This is a genomic window from Fodinicurvata halophila, assembly GCF_042651425.1.
GTDB classification, from domain to species: Bacteria; Pseudomonadota; Alphaproteobacteria; order Kiloniellales; family DSM-21159; genus Fodinicurvata; species Fodinicurvata halophila.
In genome coordinates this window covers 219,369-238,456 of the sequence record NZ_JBHSCW010000006.1, presented here as the reverse complement: position 1 = coordinate 238,456, position 19,088 = coordinate 219,369, and the positions used below count along the sequence as shown (strand labels likewise).

14 protein-coding genes and 1 pseudogene are annotated in these 19,088 nt (G+C 49.9%); 9 read left to right on the top strand and 6 right to left on the bottom strand.

From position 1 onward, the window contains the following. Nucleotides 1-238: 238 nt before the first annotated feature. Nucleotides 239-730 carry a 3'-5' exonuclease gene (locus ACFOW6_RS12095; protein WP_382422629.1) on the top strand — a complete coding sequence of 164 codons (492 nt, stop codon included), beginning with the start codon at nucleotides 239-241 and terminating at the stop codon, nucleotides 728-730. A gap of 225 nt (nucleotides 731-955) precedes the next feature. On the opposite strand, the gene ACFOW6_RS12090 is transcribed toward ACFOW6_RS12095, so the two are convergent. Then, nucleotides 956-1,813: a hypothetical protein gene (locus tag ACFOW6_RS12090; protein ID WP_382422628.1), complete on the bottom strand. Its 858-nt coding sequence runs from the start codon at nucleotides 1,811-1,813 to the stop codon at nucleotides 956-958. A 303-nt stretch (nucleotides 1,814-2,116) separates the two neighbouring features. After that, nucleotides 2,117-2,569, bottom strand: a complete 453-nt coding sequence (locus ACFOW6_RS12085; protein WP_382422627.1) for a hypothetical protein — start codon at nucleotides 2,567-2,569, stop codon at nucleotides 2,117-2,119. 669 nt (nucleotides 2,570-3,238) lie between these two features. Here ACFOW6_RS12085 and ACFOW6_RS12080 point away from each other — a divergent pair. After that, nucleotides 3,239-4,281, top strand: a pseudogene (locus ACFOW6_RS12080) (IS110 family transposase). Nucleotides 4,282-5,161: 880 nt separating this feature from the next. Here ACFOW6_RS12080 and ACFOW6_RS12075 read toward each other — a convergent pair. Continuing rightward, nucleotides 5,162-6,715: a hypothetical protein gene (locus ACFOW6_RS12075; protein WP_382422626.1), complete on the bottom strand. Its 1,554-nt coding sequence runs from the start codon at nucleotides 6,713-6,715 to the stop codon at nucleotides 5,162-5,164. Between the two features lie 113 nt (nucleotides 6,716-6,828). On the opposite strand from ACFOW6_RS12075, the gene ACFOW6_RS12070 reads away from it, so the two are divergent. Together ACFOW6_RS12070 and ACFOW6_RS12065 are read left to right on the top strand one after the other, a co-directional pair. Further along, nucleotides 6,829-7,434 (top strand): hypothetical protein, encoded by a 606-nt coding sequence (locus ACFOW6_RS12070; protein WP_382422625.1) that lies wholly within the window; start codon nucleotides 6,829-6,831, stop codon nucleotides 7,432-7,434. Between the two features lie 8 nt (nucleotides 7,435-7,442). Next, complete coding sequence (locus tag ACFOW6_RS12065) at nucleotides 7,443-8,372, top strand: Kiwa anti-phage protein KwaB-like domain-containing protein (RefSeq protein WP_382422624.1); 930 nt, start codon at nucleotides 7,443-7,445, stop codon at nucleotides 8,370-8,372. Nucleotides 8,373-8,525: 153 nt separating this feature from the next. On the opposite strand, the gene ACFOW6_RS12060 is transcribed toward ACFOW6_RS12065, so the two are convergent. From ACFOW6_RS12060 to ACFOW6_RS12050, 3 genes are read right to left on the bottom strand one after another with little or no spacing between them, the layout of a single operon-like run. Beyond that, on the bottom strand, nucleotides 8,526-10,727 hold the full coding sequence (locus ACFOW6_RS12060; RefSeq protein ID WP_382422623.1) for a DEAD/DEAH box helicase: 2,202 nt from the start codon (nucleotides 10,725-10,727) through the stop codon (nucleotides 8,526-8,528). Then, complete coding sequence (locus ACFOW6_RS12055; RefSeq protein WP_382422622.1) at nucleotides 10,728-12,068, bottom strand: ATP-binding protein; 1,341 nt, start codon at nucleotides 12,066-12,068, stop codon at nucleotides 10,728-10,730. A 6-nt stretch (nucleotides 12,069-12,074) separates the two neighbouring features. After that, nucleotides 12,075-14,267, bottom strand: coding sequence for a tellurite resistance TerB family protein (locus ACFOW6_RS12050; protein ID WP_382422621.1), 2,193 nt, complete (start codon nucleotides 14,265-14,267; stop codon nucleotides 12,075-12,077). Nucleotides 14,268-14,885: 618 nt separating this feature from the next. On the opposite strand from ACFOW6_RS12050, the gene ACFOW6_RS12045 reads away from it, so the two are divergent. The 5 genes from ACFOW6_RS12045 (at nucleotide 14,886) to ACFOW6_RS12025 (ending at nucleotide 19,061) form a co-directional block, all read left to right on the top strand. Then, nucleotides 14,886-15,296 carry an antitoxin Xre-like helix-turn-helix domain-containing protein gene (locus ACFOW6_RS12045; protein ID WP_382422620.1) on the top strand — a complete coding sequence of 137 codons (411 nt, stop codon included), beginning with the start codon at nucleotides 14,886-14,888 and terminating at the stop codon, nucleotides 15,294-15,296. Continuing rightward, on the top strand, nucleotides 15,293-15,985 hold the full coding sequence (locus ACFOW6_RS12040) for an RES family NAD+ phosphorylase (protein ID WP_382422619.1): 693 nt from the start codon (nucleotides 15,293-15,295) through the stop codon (nucleotides 15,983-15,985). The genes ACFOW6_RS12045 and ACFOW6_RS12040 overlap by 4 nt, the downstream gene beginning before the upstream one ends. Before the next feature lie 299 nt (nucleotides 15,986-16,284). Continuing rightward, on the top strand, nucleotides 16,285-16,779 hold the full coding sequence (locus ACFOW6_RS12035) for a MucR family transcriptional regulator (RefSeq protein WP_382422617.1): 495 nt from the start codon (nucleotides 16,285-16,287) through the stop codon (nucleotides 16,777-16,779). Nucleotides 16,780-17,024: 245 nt separating this feature from the next. Then, the gene (locus ACFOW6_RS12030; protein ID WP_382422616.1) at nucleotides 17,025-17,453 is read left to right on the top strand and encodes an SOS response-associated peptidase; all 429 of its coding nucleotides are present in this window, start codon (nucleotides 17,025-17,027) and stop codon (nucleotides 17,451-17,453) included. A gap of 156 nt (nucleotides 17,454-17,609) precedes the next feature. Continuing rightward, nucleotides 17,610-19,061: an N-acyl-D-amino-acid deacylase family protein gene (locus tag ACFOW6_RS12025; RefSeq protein WP_382422615.1), complete on the top strand. Its 1,452-nt coding sequence runs from the start codon at nucleotides 17,610-17,612 to the stop codon at nucleotides 19,059-19,061. The last annotated feature ends 27 nt before the right edge of the window (nucleotides 19,062-19,088 follow it).

Below are 19,088 nucleotides of genomic sequence, written 5' to 3'. Positions count from 1 at the left end.
TGTTCTCTCTTCAGGTCGGGGAAGCATAAAAAGATGCGTCTGTTGGGTTCTTTCATCGCAATATTGCCCGAGAGGTATTGAAGTAAGCGAAATTATTAATTTTCGCTGATTTAAGCTGGTGCTTTGGCGGGCTATAGATTTGATGAATGTTATTTTGGCAAGATGGCGGCCCGGGGTGGGTCGGTTAACAAGGTGAATAAGGCTGTGGAATTTAAGAAACTACCACTAGGGGGGGGATATGACACTTTACTTAGATACGGAAACAACGGGACTCAAATATCCAAATGATGACCTCGTGGAAGTGGCGTTGATCGATGAGGATGGACAAAGGCTACTTGATACGCTTTGTCGTCCTTCTGAACACTGCATGCTACGGGGATGGGCGACCGCCCAATCAATTCATGGCATAGGGCCTGATCAAGTGGCTGATGCACCACCTTCCGATGAGGTGCGCTTAGAAGTTGAGCGCCTTGTGCAAGGGCAAGAATTAGTAATTTACAATGCTCGATTTGACTTGGGCTTCTTTAGTTCTCCGCTTCCTGCAAATGACGTGAATTGTGCAATGCTTGCCGCTCAACGTTTTTTTGACTGGTACAAATGGCCAAAATTGGTCGAGGCTGCAGAATGGATTGGCTATGACTGGGACATTGAGGGAATTCCCCCTCATCGGGCAGCTGGAGATGCGCTCGCCACACGAGCCGTCTGGCAATATATGTTTGTAAGAGAATAGGAGCGGCCTAGCCCAGATTTTCCAGAAGCTTCAGTTTGTGACGTGACCGTATAGAGTCATCCAGTTGCGCCTGGAATCTTTAGTTGATGATTGCGCTTGTGAGCAGATGGAGCAAGGCTAACCGCCGTGGCAAATCGGAGGAGCGCCCGATATCCTAAGCCGTTCTTGCTGTTGCTATTTTTGATGGACTCTTGCTTGCACGTATAATCTTCCTCTGACCGCTTTTCAGCGCATCAGAAAAAACAAGATTACGGCACCGATCACAAGCCACCAAATCCAACCATGTCCTGCTCCCGAGGAAGTAACTGGTCGATGAGACTGTCTTGGTTCCTCTAGACGGCCACCCTCCTCCAAATGAACGCCAGAGGCCATTTTGTCCATCAGAACTTCAAGTTCATGATTCCCAACTTTGAGGACCTGAGCCATCCGGTGAGTATGATGCCCTTCATCGCTCTGCAGATGGTCAAGCATTACAGGCAACTGTTCCCGAGCACCTTCCTCGACAAGGGATTTCTCCATCTGCCTCAGGTGATTCAATAGTTCTTGCTTTACGTGAACGTCGCCAGATGAAATCCACTCGAATCGTTGTTCGAGGTTTGTTGGAATTTTGTAGTTCACCACAACGTTTTCGATGTGCTCGCGAATGGCAACCACGACGTCTTCAACATCAGTGTCTAGTCCTACTCGCAGACGTTTACGCGAGCTAGGGCCGACATGCCTCCAAAGATTTTCGATTAAGCGGTACTTCGCCTCGAGCGGCATCCTAGGTGGAAGAAGCTTAAAAAGCCGACTCGCGACCATGCCGCTCATCTTCACACGGCCGGAGCGCCACTTGGGAAGGGTTTCCTCAGCGTATTGCCTTGCCTGAACGCCATAGCGTAGTTCATAGGCGTCGAGGATCTCGTTAAGCTGGCTTTCCGTCAGTGAAAAGAAATACTTCTTAACGTCCTGATCCGTCCCGCCTAACTCCTTCGATAGCTGTTGCGCCTCCTCGATATGCTTAAGGGCGCGTTCACGGCCTTCACTGCGCGAATAGTGTCCGGAGTAGCTGGTCCTCGCAGACCGATACCGACGGCGATCCATTCACCGCCACCGTATTCTTTCCAAGAGCCGCTGGAACCAAGTCCGACGGTCCCCGACGCGAAAGATGAGTTTGACGGAATAACTTTCTCCGGAGACTACTTGTGTCGCATTCATATGTCTGCCCTTGGTCGCCAATTCGCGACCATGTTCCACTAGCGATCTCAGAACCTCTCCAACCCGTTCCGCGACCATAGCCGAATCATGTGGGGCAACGCCCGCGCGCTCGCACTCCGCTTTTAGGTCGGCTACCCTTGCCTCAACGTCGGTCTCCTCGTTGGCGCGGACGGTTGTCTTGAGCATGACTTACCCCCCGCCGACAAGTGCAGCGATCAGAACTACGGCTATAAGTCCGCCAATTACGTAGTAAGGTGTCCAATCACGTTCACCTGTTTGGCTTTTGCTGAGCTTGCCCGACTGAGCTTGATTGGTGTTACCCATTATGACCTCAGTCCGCCCGATAGAGGTTGTTTGCGTGTGGCTCACTGTCACTGCATTTCCATCCTCGGAGACTTCCTTCGTAGTCGACGCGAGTGTATGAAGAGTGTTCTGCAGCGCGCCTACGTCAACATGAAGCTCTTGAGCTTTACGGCTGATATCAAGCATTCCGTTCGTGTACTCCTTAAGAAGAGTTCTTCGCTCTTCTTCGGGTAGCCACGAGAGGTCCATGTTTGTCTTTGGCCCGAGTGGGACTGACGTGGGAGCATCGGTGCTCTCCGTCGTCACATCATTTCCCGATGTTCGTTCGTCGTTATCCATAGTAACCCTCCTCTCCCCAAGGCCTGAAATACTACCATTCTCTGTTAGAAACTAACAATGCTACCTTTCTGAACTCCTTATGTTGAAGGCTTGCCCCTTCGATCAGGTCACACCAGATCATGAATGATGGGCTAAATATTAATCACTGACGTGATAATCGAGTACATGAAATCTCCGCAGATTATATCTGCACACAGGAACGCGCGGACCCGGCACCTTCGTTGCAGCAGTTTGAAGCGTGATTTCCAGACGACATTGCCTTTGCTGTCTATGCGAGCAAAAAAGATGGCCCAAAAGATTCATCAGCCCGGAATGGGCTTCCGTTCGAAGTTGGAGACTCGGGACCAGGCATTGGACACGCAAATGTCGTGACTACGGTCGCTAGATCTTGAGGACAGATACTACGGAGATGGATGGCTCAAAAGTGCACCGTGTACTTGGTTTCTGATCGCCCATCCCATTGCCCCGCATTCTAACGGTATGATCGTTTTGCAGATCCAGGCTAATCTCGGACAAGGGTTCTGCAAGACTGATTAGCTTCTTACGAACAGGCTTAGTCGGGCCATAATCCCCCCCGACTGACGTGATGCTGTGGACGACCTTCGGCCTACTCCTGACCTGATCAGCTACTATGGTCGCTGCAAGACGTCACATTTAGAGAACTGGTAGATGACGGAGGTCGCCGTTGTCGGACTGGATCTGGCGAAGAACTTGTTTCAGGTGCATGGGGTGGGTGAGGTAGGCGTGGTCGTGCTGGGACGTCAGCTGAGACGCAGCCATGTTGCCACTACTTTGAGAGCTTATCGCCGTGCCTGGGTTGGCATGGAGGCCTGCGCCTCGGCTAATCATTGGGCACGGTTGCTGAGAGCGATGGGTCACCAGGTGCGGCTGGTGCCACCCACGTATGTGAAGCGCGGCAAGACCAATGCGGCTGATGCAAAGGTGATCGCCAGAGTGGTGACCCGGCCGACAATGCGTTTCGTCGCCGTGAAGACCATAGTGCAGCAGGCGGTACTTATGCTGAACAAGACCCTCGATCTCCTGGTACGGCAGCGGACGATGACGATCAACGCACTCTGGGGGAATCTGTGCGAGTTTGGCGTTGTCGCGCCTCAGGACGCTGCAGGCGTGCGGGATGCGATTTAGAAACTACCCAATCATCGGGACTGGATTCCACCTCTTGCTGTCCTGGCCCTGACGGCCCTGGCCGATCAGGTAACTGCGTTTGATGGTCGGATCGTCGAACTGGAGCGGGACATTCTCATGTGGCATCGAACCGGCGAGACGAGCCAGCGGCTCGCGACAATACCTGGCATCGGGCCGGTCACCGCCAGCTCTCTGGCCGCCAGCGTACCCGAGCCATCCCTGTCCTGGTCAGGACGGCAGTTTGCCGCTTGGCTGGGCCTGACGCTCAAGGCCCACAGCAGCGGCGTCAAGGAACGCCAAGCCGGGATCAGCAAGATGGGTGATGGTTATCTCAGGCGCCTGCTGGTCATCGGCGCAACGGTCGTACTACGCATGGCGGGACAGCGCGGGTAAGCCAGCTCTTGGCTGAACGGTCTGCTCACTCGAAAGGCGCCCAAGGTCGCCGCCGTGGCCTTGGCCAACAAGATGGCACGGATCGCCTGTGGGTACTGATGTCGAGACGCGAAGACTACATGGCGTCCGTCCGCAGAGCTTGGCCGGGTGATCTCGTCCAGGAGCAGGAGTGATGAGACATGATGACGGACTGGCCGCAGCCGGGGATCGGTGAAATCCATGGGTCAGAGCGCTTCGAGCGCGTTGACGTGATTAGGGAGCCGCTCCGCGGACTTCATCAGGACCAGACAGCCAGAAGTGCTGCATCAACAGGCCGCACACATGACTAAACTCGACCAAAAGTCTCACCGTCAAAATCGCCCTTGCTTTCCGTAAGTCCGTTTACACATGTCGAAAATGGTTAAGACGACAACCAGACATAACCCCGGAAGAGGTCATATAAAGCGATCCCGGTGAGTGTGATCGCAATTAGCACCAAAAGGACTTTTCCAGGCAGTGGCATAGCATGTCTCCTAGATGGGGAGTTAATTGTACACACGGTTCGAGAAACACTATCAACACAATAAAATAGGAAGAAACCAAAAAGAAGAATCTTGCTATTTCTTCGAGTTTCATACGGCCTACCCTGAGCAGGGCGTTGAGTCGGGTCCCGAGCGGTTCTTTCAGACAATTACGACCAAGGTGGCGATCCCTCTTACTGTGGCCGATGACGAGCCCGATGGCCGAGCGTTGTCGCAGGTTGATGATCTAATCCAGGCGTGCCCGTAACGATCGTCAGGGCCGTCTCTCTCCTGTTCTCCAGGGCGCATCACCCCCCGGTTGCCTCGCCAGAAGGGAAGCACGACCGCCCTGAAAACGGAATCAAAATCGCAAGGTTTCATGCCTCAAAATCCCCTAACCTGCATTTTCGAATACTAGGAGAAGCCTTCAAACCCGCAGGTCGCCTGGCCGGGGAACGTCGTTCACGGGAACTAAGTATAAATAATTAATTTATATAATAGCATAATTCAGATTTTTTATATAAAAGTTATTAAGTATAGTATAGTATATGCTTTACGTAATTTTAATTGCATGATTATCAACAATCCAACCTGAATAAGGATCGAATCGAATTTTTACATCTCCAACTGTATGCGATTTAGTTCCGGTTGGAGGGAAAATTACTCTCTTATAATTGTTAACATTTTTCTTCCTAGGCTCACTTGTAAATAATATTTGTATATTTTTTCCTTTAGAAAGTGCGGACACAAGAAAGCTCTCAAATACATGAGATGGACGTAATTTATCGTGGTAGTCGTGTGATAACAGCATATAGGAAGGTTCATTCTGGTTTGGATATCCAGCTTTATTTAAAACATCGTAAAAATACGCATTATTGCCACCGTGATGTGCAACCTGAACTATATGCAGTGTCTCTAGTTCTTTTAATAAGTCTTTATAATAATTTTTTTTATCATCTAAAAAATCAACACATCCAGCATCACCACTAATTAATATTCGTTGTCCTAAAAAATCGAAACATCCGATATAGCTTAGTTCATTGCTTTCTGTAATCCGACGTATTTCTATTGAAGGTTCTGACGCCATTTTTATTAAATCGTAAGTTGGAATTTTATGTAAATGCTTATTTACGAGGGATTGAGAAGGGCCTAGTAGTGTAAAAGTAGGTTCTTTATTTTTTTGTGGTGATAACGTGAAGCGATTAATTCTTGTATTCCACCAATACTTCTGCGGAGTACCATCATCTATGATTTTCGATTGAATCGGGATAGATCTTTTTCTAAGAGCTTGCACTACGTTGTGGAGTGCCTTCGCGTTAATCGCGCGCTTTGCTGAATTTTTTCGGATTGCAGCGTAGGAGTTTGCTATCATCAGCGCAATTTTTGGATCATTACGACGTATAAAATATAAGTGTTTAGCTATCTCTTTAAGGTCATTAAGATTGTGGTGGTAATAGCTTTTATTTATTATAATCTTAGGTATATTACGAAAATAATTATATTCATCTATATTATCATTTTCTGTATCGAAATCAACGTCAGAGTGATAATTATCTTTATAAGAGTCTTCAATTTGCTCTCGGAAAAATGAAAGTTCGTGTAAATAACTTTCATTCACATTTACCTTGTGATAAAATTCATTTATATCAGTTAATTCTGTTTTTAATGTCTTTTCTAAGTATAAGCAAATATTAATTTCTTTATATTTTTCCTTAAGGTAGGATGTAATTAATGTATTATTCACATCTTTTGTGAATTGATGCGGAAGAAGACCTTCCTTAGATACATCTTGATAGCTAGTTCGTTGATCCAAGTCATTAACTACAGGAGGCATCCAGGCTTCATAAATAGTAATCGAGGTATCATTTATTATTGGAACAAGGCCGTTGAGATGATCCTCATCATAATGAGTTCCAATTATGAGGTGGAGACAAAATTCATCAGAGTTAAAAACTTGTTTGAGTTTCTTGTGTACATGATCCGGTGGATAGCCACTCCACCTACTAACACCGCCATCGGCTAATACGTTTATGGGCCGCTTTTTCGTTCCAAATCTTAATAAAAGTGCTGCTCCAAGTTTTACTTCAAACATATCAATCTGAATCATAACGATACGTCGTCCCTGATATTTGATTAAATAATTTTATGTCGTGCAGTACATCTTACTTTTTCCAACTTTGGGATTTCTTGATCACCCGAAATATGCTAATTATCTGTCACATGGAGGCTGATTTGCAAATAAAATTTCCAGCAGCTCTTATTATATTTATTGGGTCATATTTTCCATTGAGCTTAATATTAATAGCCCAGGACTATAATTACGATATGGTTACATCTAGTATATGCAATATTATTACCAGTAATAATTGTATAATACCTTTTAATAATGGATATTATACTATAACTTTCTTCATTGTCTGCTTGTTGTGTTTTCTAATTTCTCTAGGAGCGTTATCAACTATAAAACCTAAAACACCGGTAAATATTACACAATCGAAGTATATTCCTGCAGAACTTATGAGTTACACGCTTCCATATATTGTATCTTTTATGAGTATTGACTATCAAGAAACTGGTAAGTTTGTTGGTCTATTGGTATTCTTATGTTGGATATTTTTAATAACTTTTCGCTCTGGACAATTAATACTTAACCCTCTTCTAATTGTGTTTGGTTGGCGCCTGTATGAAATTAAATATACATTTCCAGGTGATGGGAATGAGCGAACTGCCAAGACACTTTCTAAAAGCCCACTCCAGCCTGGAGAACGCTACAACCAATCTATTATTCAGGATATAATGATTATCAAATCTAACCAGAAACCTTGAGGTGATTGATGCCGGTATTAGAGGATATCAGAGCACTTGATTTTGATAATTCCCAAGTAACATTCTGGACTATAAAAGGGCCTAATGGGTTAGCCTCAGAAGCACCTAAATATTCCGGAAAATGGGTTGAAACGACTGATCAACTAGACGCATTTTTAAAAACAACATTAGTGGAGGATTTGTTAAGAATTGAGGAGGTTCTTGATTATGGTCTTTTGACGCAGAATAACGAAGCAAGTGCACTACACATACCAACTGATGAGACTTATGCACATAAAATATTAGTAGAAATACAAGCGGAAATATCTGAGAAAAAGGTTACTAAAGTTAAGCAATTATTAAATTCAAGTTTATATTTAGCAAAAATAATAATCGAAGATGATGTTATAATAGCTGTTCGTAAAACTGATTCGAGATGGCGGACAAAAAAGGCAGCCAATCTTAAAAATATTTATTTTTCAGATGAACAACTGGCAATTGACAATTGTCCTCATTTTGAATTGAGTAAGACCTTTGATTTTATTATTTTCAGAGGCGATATACTCATATTAAACAAGGGAGCGTTCGAATCGGTACTGCGTCACAAGCAAGCTCAAAAGGATGACTTTGCAGAACTTTTGCAAGAGGAAGAATTCCACGCTGCATTCGTCGATGTTGCTCCTCTGGTGAATTATATAGGAGATAATAAAATTCAACTAAGACGTGCTTGTGCAATCCGTATGAAGGGACACTATAGAGATGCGGATTTTATGGAAAGACTGCGCGTCAACCAAGCTGAATATGGGTTCAATATTCATTTTGACGTGAATGGTAAAATTATCGCAACAGAGGAATCTTGCCCACAGATTATGAAGGCGTTACTTGATCATAGACTAAAGTCTGGTTTTTCAACACATATATATGATGTACAAGATACAACACCTGTATTAGTAAGATAAAAGTACCTGAAAAGAAATAGTAATAATTTACATTTAAATGTTGCATAATATATTATTATTTATTAGTTAATATACTAATGATATTATATTTATATACATATTTTTATAATGCCACTAAAGAAATTGTTCTCTAGTGCGAAAACTATCATAACATTAAGCTATGAGATTCTCCTTCACCCAAGCTTCTGCTCCCTGACAGTCAAACATTCGCCTTCCATACCCTTTTTCTAGAAGCCCCGCTGGCAGGTATTCGTCGTATTTTTCGACCATCTTGTTTGACACCATCTGGGCAAGTACCATTTCATTAGAAAATCCACCTTCGCAGGCTTTCCTTAGGCAATCCCTGACATTGGTTGCTGCTGTGTCCTGAACTTCAATAATGCCACCGAATGAACTTGCCTTCAGGCCAGATTGCATCAAAACGGCGCTCAAGGTGTTGACTACTCTATCCCCCAACCAGGGAAACATGTAGCAGGTCGATCCCATCTCCAAGATAGGATTATTGGCCAGCTCGGCATCCTGGAAGCTTTGCAAGCCTTCCTGGAAGAGGGACCTTGCTTCTTCAGTGAGGTAGTCGACAATCCCGCTGGAGGTCTCAATACGATATTCACCAGACGTATATATCCTGTACATCTCCTGGCGAATGATATCGTGCAGATCAAAGCCGCCCCCTCCAAATCTTGGTGGGTCGCCTCCCTTGGTGGCTTCAACACGCACTACCTTTTTATCGGAATCAACTTCGAGCACGATCCAGCGCTTGCCCGCAAAAACGATATGCTGCTCGGGAAGGAGCATGGATTCCACTGGCACTGTGCCAATGGTCCTTCCTTTGTTCTCGATGCGGTATTCCTCGGGTGTCTCGAAGACTGCGTAAAAGGTGTAGTGATCCACCAAACGTTCGCCTTCGACACCGAGCGTCAGTTCACCACTGGTCAGCTGTGTCAGATATTCTTGCTGTCCCATTTCGTGCAATAGTGTTTTGAACTGTTCAGGACTGACCTTCTGAAAGGGGCCTTGTTTACACAGCAGTGCATAGAGCCGGTCAGCTCGAATGCCGCCCCATTGGGCCGTGGTCGCGAGCACCTGATGGAACAATGTCGAGAAGTGATACTGACTCGTATCCGGAGGCTCGAACCATTTATCAGCGATTAATAACCGAACCATGGCCAGGGATTGGACAAGGTTTAACCGAAGACGATTGGGTAACGCTGTATCGCCTGTAATCTCCGGCTCCGAGATGAGCATCCTTAGAACAGAAGGCTCCCCGCGGCGGCCCGAACGACCCATGCGTTGACGAAGACTGGAAACCGAATGAGGTGGTGTGACCTGTACAATGGATTGGACCTTCCCGATATCGATGCCGAGCTCCAACGTCATGGTGCAAATTGCTGTGGTCGGTTTGTCTTCCTTCTGTAGTCGCGATTCCAGTTCGTGACGCAGGTCACGGGCAAGCGATCCGTGATGAGGAAAGAATTCGTTGGGCACCCCGTTTTTGTCAGAAAGTTCCGCCAGACTGGCCGCAATCGCTTCCGTGCGGCCTCGTGAATTGGCAAATACGAGATGAGAATCGCCCCGACAGATATCGTAGATGTCCTGAACAACCCGATCCTCAGCAAGAGGGCGGCGATCTTCTTCATCGCGTAATGCAGGATCCAGATAGCCGCGAACCTGAACCTTGACCCCGGACTGCGCGTTCGGATCAGTCAGAATCTTGCATGACAGAGATCCATTCGGCCTGAGTGCTGCAGGAACCAGTTCCAGTTCGCCCAGGGTTGCCGAAAGCGCTATGCGCGGCACTGGGGCTTCCAGACGCCCGGTCAGATGCTCGAGGCGCGTTAGGATAGAGAGCAAATGCTGGCCGCGTTCGGAGCCTATGAAACTATGGAACTCATCGATGATGACGTACTTCAGATTTCCGAAAGCCCAGCGTACCCATCCCGCTCGGGTGACCAGCATGGCTTCCAGGGATTCCGGGGTGATCATCAAGACACCAGATGGTGACTTGCGTGCATGCTCCTTGCCTTTTTGAGGGGCATCGCCATGCCATGGAGTCACCTGCATATCCAGCGCTTCGCAGAGCAGCTCGAGGCGTCTGTACTGGTCGTTGATGAGGGCTTTCAGTGGGCTGATGTAGAGGATGCCGAAGCCGTCTTCATCGTCGCCAATCGCCGTCAAGGCAGGCAGGAAAGCAGCCTCGGTTTTGCCCGCGGCTGTCGAGGCGCTGATCAGGATATCCTGATCAGCCGCCAGGATCGGCTCGATGGCGTGCTTTTGTATGGTCCTGAGGTCAGGCCAGCCTTGTTTGTAGATCCAGCGCTGGATGCGAAAATCCAGCTTCTCGGCATCCGTTCCCATCTACAGTCTGAAATCCGCCAGCCCATCTTCTTCGGAAGAGGTTTCCTGTTGCTGGCTACCCGCATTGTCCGGGATTTCTTCGTCCAGATCGTCGGGGCGATCCTCTTCGAGTTCGACCTTGGCAACGAGGTCTGACCACTGAATCTCGGGGTGTTGCTCCATCACGGAGAGCATGTCCAGGAACGCTTTGATGATGCTCCGAGGCGTTTGGAAATACGCAGAGCCGACCGTCTGATGGATATGGCTTAGAAAGGCTTTCAAAGCCTCGTCCGGCACCAGGTATTCATCCGGATTACCGCTGGCATAAACATGCCTGAGATTTTGCAAGAGGATGTAGAGTTCCTCGGGTGTCAACGTGGCCAGATGCAGGCTTGGAGAGTTGTAGTCCACAACACCTGCCTGCTTGGCAAAGCTGTTCTCGGCCAGTCGGGACTGCAGAGCTTCGTAGCTGTAAAGTCCCTTGCGCGGATCCATCAGGAACTCCGGTGTTCCGCCCAGCAGGAAACCAAGTCCTTCCACGGAGCCTTGAAGGCAATCATTGAGCATACGCAGGATCTGCTCGTAATTGGCTCGACGTGCCTGAGCCGAGGCCAACTTGTAGAGATTCACCATCTCATCAAGATTAACCAGAAGCCCACTGTAACCTGCCTGGCGCACGAACAGACTCATCAGCTTTAATGCGTCATATAAAGACGCATCATCAATGATCGTGCGTACACCAAGGTCTGATCGCGCCTCCGTCTTCGTGGAGTATTCAGCCCGCAGCCAACGGATAGCATTGGTTTTCAGTGTTTCATTGCCCTCTTCGTGGCCGCGCCAATAGGCGTTGATTACGGACGCAAAGTCATAGCCGCCGACCATTTCCGTAAGTGCAGACAGTCGGTCGTGAATAACATCCTGAACATTACGCCCCTGAGAATCAGCCTCCTTACGAGCTTCGGTAACAAAGCGTTCAACAACGCTGTTCAGTGCATTGCCGTCCGGTTTGTTCCGGGTCGCCATATTGCGCATCAATTCGGAATAGAGGTTTCGTGCCTGACCTCCACTGGCATGCAGGCGGCGATCGGGTGAGAGGTCTGCGTTGATACAAACCAACTTCTTTTGCAGCGCAATGGAGCGAATAACCCCGAGAAAGAATGTTTTTCCCGAACCGTACTCACCGATTACCAGGCGAAACGCAGAACCGCCATCAGCGATCCGGTCCAGGTCCTGCGTGAGGGCCTCGATCTCTTTTGCGCGTCCGACTTGAATGTGTTGGATACCCAATCGCGGAGTGACGCCTGACCTTAGGGACTGGATAATTGCGTCACGTTCACGCGTCCGAATTGCTTTGTTGGTCATACGCTCTTACTCCACCCTTTCCGCGATTTCATCGACAACATCCGGACGCATATAAATAGTGTCCCCTGCATCCTCGATAACGGCATCATCAACTGTGTCGAACGCCCAGTCGTTGATGGCCTCAAGGGCCCCGTCCATCATTAATTCCATCTCATTGCACAGTGTCTCAATCTGAGTGCGGCTCCAGGTCTCTCTTTCGGTCATCTGCAGATAAAGAGCACTGTGGGCAGCATCCAGTCCATTGATAGCGCCATTGGTGGACTGAGGATCTGCTGGCTGTGAGAGAACTTCTTCCTCATCAGCCTTGTTCTCTTCGGCGCCTTCCTCGGCAAATATCCGGCCGAGCATACTCTGGACATCCCGCGTTTCGCTCGCGTGGAAGGCAAGCACAGACTCATCAAGTCTAAAGGCTTCACGTCCTGTTGCGGCTTTATCAGTATGCGCCGGTTTGCTGGCCGATGACTGATCAGCTTCCTTGTAGTCTGCCGGAGCACGTGTAGCAGTAACTCCATGAACATCACTGCTAACCAATGACTTATCGAGCCCGAGCTGCGTATAGAGCTTTTCGAGTTGTCGAATCTCATCAGGTGTGACGACACCATCAGCGAGAGCAACCGAGACCAAAAAGCGGCTTACGGCATGCTTTGCCTCTTCAGACAGTTCCTCCAAACGCGCCTTGAGACCGGCTGTGCTGGGTTTGTTGATCAGTCGATATTGCAAATAGGCGAGCAAACTTCTGCGCTCGACGTCTCGAAGTTCAGGATGCTCTTCGATAAGTGATTTCAGGATTTGAGCTTCGTCCGTATGTACATGTCCGTCCCCCTGCGCAACCATGGCCCCCAGACGCACGGACATACCCGTTTCATAGAATGCAGATGAAGGTTCGTAGTCTGGGCCGGGTGAAGTGTCGAATAATACGATCGTGTCTTCTGCCTTGGGCTTTGCGTCATGCCAGCGTGGATCCGGAGCAAAGCCAAATCCGGCTTTGTCGCCCACGGCTTGTAATAAGGTAATCTCTTTCTTGTTGAGCTTGGTTACCTTTTCATCGTTTACTTGCGCCCAGAAATCGCGCGTTGAAACTTGGCCTTCTCGTTGATCGATAATATCACTGGCCCACTGCTGGATATTCTCAAGAGTGCCATCCTGCCGTGCCTCGAGCAGTTCATTCGGTAGAAGCAGAAGCCCTTCCAGACCTGGCTCATCTTCATCATTGCGTCCCAGATATCTGCTGTAGGCATCAAGCTCGTCACAGCATTCATCACCAATACGAGCGACCTTCTTCTGATGAGACTTGAGGCCAGTGGGGTCGGGAAGCTCGAGTTCCTCAAGCTCCTGTCCCCTTAAAGTGCCGCTTGCGGGATGATAGGTGGGACGAAACAGAGTCTTGTTTGGCTTAACCTTGAAGCCTTCGCCATACTTCTCTTCATATTTCAGCCGAAAAAGCTCTTTGAATTCATCGTAGCAACGTCGCGCTGGTGCTCTGAAAGTGAACTCCTCGGAAAACCGCAACCACAGGAATGCAGTTGTGGGGTCGATCGGCTGTCCCGACACAGCATACCGGCCAACTCTCAATGAGAATGCCTGCCTCAGGCTGTGATCCAGAATCTCTTCATCGGTTAACTCGACCACATCAGGCCTGAGCAGAGCCATCCATTCCAGTAGCCTGCGGCCGTACGCCGAAAATGAGCGATTATAGCTATAAATCGACAGGAGGCGACGAACCTCTGCCGCCAACTCCCTGAACTCTGCATCTGTAACCGCATCCTTCTGGCGGGAATCGTGAACGCCGCGTCTTTCCAGGCCATAGAAGTAGATGAAGACATATCCGATCGGCACATCCGTGCGATCACGGCTGCTCGACAGCCAGGCTAGATACGCCCCTCTACATTTTGGCGATAGCTGATTGTACTTCGGCCAATATCCCAAAGTTTCGTCAGAATAATCCGGACTGGCAGCCCGAATGGAAAGGTGGTCATCAATAAGGGAAGCTTCCTGTCCGGAATAGGAGAGCGAAGGCAGACGGCCGCCAAGATAGAAATTGCCCCCTTCGATGCGTTGGCCTTTGAACTCTATAACCTGATCGGGCCCTATCCATTCTCCCGGACGCTTGTTCGAACTTTTCTCTTCACGGTTTGGGCTGCGTACGAAACTCGCCATTCCGCCATCGTCGACGTATCCATGGATATCGGGCTTTGACATCCGAGCCGTTGATCTTTGTGCATTAGTTCCGGGAGCGGAGCGAGTTTTCGATGACTTTCGTTTTCGTGAGGGCGCGCTCTTTGGCTTCAATTTTCCCAGCATGTGGATGAGAACAAAGAACGCTATAACGCCAACAACCCATTCCATGGCATGCCCCCCATGCAGCCATCAGTTTTATAAATTCGATGGCTGATACAGAATACCCAAGAGTAAGCTGTCAATTCTGGTTGTATTTGTCAAAGATCATGCACCCCCTGGAAGTTGGAAATCTGTTCGGTTGGTTGGGACTAGATACATAAGACTTCAAGCAAATATGATGTGAGCCGAGTTTGAGTGTGACCATATACCTCTCTGGTTTGCAGTCATAGCTTGTGACACACCAGCGGAACTTATGAATCTTCGTAAAGAAGCATTCCAGTGGTCTGGAAAAGCGGCAAAAGGGGCTAGATACAGAAAAGGCCTGCCCGGATAGAAGAACACCATAAAATGGTATTAACCATCTAGTCGCAATTGAGTGATGCTCCAAGGACCATGTGTCCACCATCATGAGCTTCCTCACCAAGCAGGACATTGCCAAATGGCTTAATTACCCCTACATTATGCCAAAGGAGTGAAGCCATGCTGCAGGAACTCGAGAAGACCAAAGCCAATCCGGAGAACCCAAGAATCACCGCTGAAGAAGCGCGGGCCATGGCACGCACTGTGCTTCGGCTTTTCGACAAATGGCAGATCACGACGGCACAGGCCCAGGAAATCCTCGGCGGTCTTCCGCAGCGGACCTATGCGCGCTGGAAAGCCGGGGACATCGGTCGCATCGATCGCGATCTGGCCACCCGGCTCTCGCTTCTCATGGGCATCCATAAGGGATTGCGCTATCTCTTCTCGGATCCGGCCAGAGGCTATGCCTGGGTCAAGAAGCCGAATCGCGTCTTCGGCGGCCGTGCGCCGGGAGATGTCATGGCCGAGGGGGACATCTTTTCCCTGCAGCGTGTGCGCGCCTATCTCGATGCGGAGCGTAGCGGTTGGTGAGGGTCCGGCCCGATCTCGCCCATATCTCCTGGCCCCGGGCGTACCGGGTCATCCGCTCGATCCACCCGCCCATCGATCTCTTCGAGGACGTTGCCGACCCCAGGGATTGGGAGGCCCTGGCCTCGGCGGAGTCCAAGACCAATCCGCGGATCTGGGAGCATCTCGGACGGCTCGACCTTGTCCCACCCGAGCGGCGCGTGAGCGGCCCGGGGGCGGGCTGGCTCATGGCGCCCTTCGTCCATGCTTCCACCGATCGGCCGGACCGTTTCACCGATGGGATCTATGGCGTCTACAGCGCCGGGGACAGCGAGGCGGTGGCGATCTATGAGGTGGCGCACCATCATGCCGTCGCCATGACCGCCAGTGACGAGGAACCGGGCTGGACGTCGCAATTCCGGCTGCTCGTGAACAGCATAGATCTCGATCTGCACGACGTCCGCCCCTTCCCTGACTGTCATGATCCGGATGACTACAGTGTGCCCCAGGAACTTGGCCGACGGTTGCGTGGGCAGGGAAGCAACGGGCTTGTCTTCCGCAGCGTGCGCTCTCCCGAGGGGAACTGCGTGGCGGTGTTCTGGCCCGACCTCATGGATATACCGGTCCAGGGCGACCACTATCACTTCCATTGGAACGGCGAGGCGGTGGACTTGGTCCGCAATATGCGCAGCGCAGCGATTTTCGCGCTGTAGTCAGTCTCCGCCATGACCTCACCTTATGTAAGCAGGCTCCTGAGGTGTTCTTGGGCCTAAGGTGACTGGAGGCTGGGAATTAGGGGACAGCGAAACCAGGAGAAATACCCCCTTCGATCTAGAATAAACATAGTTGGTAAGATGGTAAGGTTTTTAGGAAAGTATTAAGTATTTGGCAAAGCCAAGCTTTTAAGCTAATAGGGGTAAATACATAACTCCTTCATGGTTCAGGATCTTAAATATTGGATTCTTGGTCCTTGGTTTAGGGTAGATCTGGGCTGGGTAGAATAGGAATTACAATGGCTGACAATGAACCGACAGACCTAGAGCTGTTGACGTATACAACGGAAATCGTCGCTGCCCATGTACGGCGGAATTCGGTCGCCTCGTCCGACGTTCCCGGGCTGATTCGGTCAGTGCATGAGGCATTGGCAGAATCGGGCCAGCCTGCCCCGGAAGAACCCAAGAAAGTACCCGCCGTTCCCATCAATAAGTCGGTGCAGCCGGATTATATCATCTGTCTGGAGGACGGAAAGAAGCTCAAGATGCTGAAGCGCCACCTGAAAACGGCGTACGGCATGACTCCCGAGGAATACCGGGAGAAGTGGAACCTTTCGCCGGACTACCCGATGGTGGCCCCGAACTATGCGGAGCAACGGTCTTCACTTGCTAAGCAGATTGGTTTGGGTAAGCGGAGCAAAGATATGCCGGAAGCTCCAAAGACCTCAAAGGCCGCAAAGGGTACCAAGAAAGGTTCGGCGAAGCGGGGCCGAAAGGCTGCAGCAACTGGGTAAAGCTTTGGTGTCACGTCAGCTCTGCGATTAGTGAGCACGCTATTATGTGCGGGCGTTACACTGAAAGCCGATCCCTTAAAGAACTTTAGGACCACTTCACACCTGATTTGATCGGCGACGAGCTAGATCTAGCCCCAACGCAGCGAGCTCCAATCCTCCGAAAAATTGACGGCGAGCGGGGACTCACGCAGCTCATCTGGGGTCTTGTTCCGTTCTGGGCTTAGAACAAGTTGATCGGCAGTCGGATGATCAATGCTCGAGTTGAGACGGTGACAAAGAAGCCAGCCTATCGAGCGGCCTTTAGGAAGCGCAGGTGTCTGGTGATCGCGGACGGCTTTTATGAATGGAAGCGCGAGGAGGACAGGAAGTGGCCTTGGTACTTCTGTCGAAAAGACCGAGGCCTCTTCGCGTTTGCCGGTCTTTGGGAACAGTGGACGGGTGATGGAGACACACTTGATACCTTCACCATCCTCACGACAGGCGCCAACGAACTGGTGAAGGAAGTACATCCTCGGATGCCAGTCATGCTGCGCCTCGACCAGGAAGACCCATGGCTGGATTTGGAAAAGACGGACCTTGCTCCGCTGGAGGCCTCTGAAATGATGTCCTGGCCAGTACCGAAAGCAGTTAACTCTCCTATCAACGCGCAATCGCCTTTTAGCAAAGCTTTATAAGTTCGATTGTTCGGGGTGCCCTTTCATGGAACACTCAGTTGCAGAGAATAACCTGAGAGCTGCCAAGATGCTCATTGCAGAGTTCTTAGCCTTACATTCTTTTTCCAGTGATTTCAGGTTAATTCATTTACGTTCCGAATAGGCGGCGACATCTCGATGAATACCCATTGCACGCACCACGATCTTATCATTAAAGACGTCCGTATCTTCGACGGCACGGGGGAAGAGGAACGTCGCGGGGATGTGGCCGTTAAAGGGGATCGGATCTCGGCAATAGGATCGCTCGAACGAAGCTCCTCGGCCGCCGTGATCGAAGGTGGAGGGTTGGCGCTCGCCCCTGGGTTCATCGACGTTCACACGCACGATGATGCGCAAGTTCTGTCTCAAGACCCGATGGCGTCAAAAATTACTCAGGGCGTGACAACCGTTATTGTTGGTAATTGCGGCATCAGCCTTGCGCCGCTCCAGCCCGATGGGCCTGTGCCTGCACCCCTAAATGTTATTGGCGACGAAAGCATCTATCAGTATCCAAAGTTTTCTGACTATATCGCGTCGCTGCAAAGTGCACCCCCGGCGGTAAATGTAGCCCCTCTGGTAGGGCATTCGACATTACGTGTGGGGGCGATGGATTCCCTTGATCGACCTGCCACAGACAAAGAGCTCGATAAAATGGGCGCTTGCCTACAGGAAGCGCTGGACGCCGGTGCTATCGGTCTTAGCACCGGACTTTATTATCCACCTGCCCGCCACGCCCCGGCGACTGAGGTCCTCCAACTTCTGAAGTTAATGGCAGGTACGGGGGGCATATATACGACCCACATGCGAAATGAGGACGATCATGTCGAGGAATCGCTACGCGAATCCTTCGAGACGGCTGCGTCTGCCGGTGTCCCGCTGGTTGTGTCCCATCACAAATGCATGGGTCATAAGAATCATGGTTTAAGTACCCAAACGCTCAAAATGTTCGACGAGGTTCGGCGGCATCAAACGGTTGGCCTCGATGCATATCCCTACATAGCGGGTTCGAGTTCACTGTTGCCGGAAATGGTCGAGCAATCTACTCGCGTTCTGGTGACCTGGTCCCAACCCTATCCAGAATTCAATGGATGGGACCTGGAACGTATCGCCGAAGTGTTGAACTGCACGATAGACGAGACAATCGAGCGTCTGGTTCCCGCTGGTGCGATATATTTTTGTATGTCGGAGGACGATGTACGACGCATCATCACGTATCCTTATACGATGATTGGCTCCGACGGCATTCCGTACGGAGCGCATCCTCATCCTCGCCTCTGGGGCACCTTTCCCCGCGTACTGGGACGCTACGCGCGAGATTTGGAATTGATGCCCTTAGAAACAGCGGTCCACAAGATGACTGGATTAGCAGCCAGCACGTTCGGTTTGAAGGATCGAGGACGCATAGTCGAAGGCGCATTTGCTGATATTGTGCTATTCGACGCGGACCGGATCGCTGACACCGCGACGTACGAGGAGCCTATCAGGCCCGCTAATGGGATAGAGCTGGTTCTTGTCAACGGTTTGATCGCACTCGATCACGGAACAATGTTGGAAGCATGCGCGGGGCATGTCGTTCTCCGAGAGAAATGATTGCCAAACAACAATCGATTGGAATCA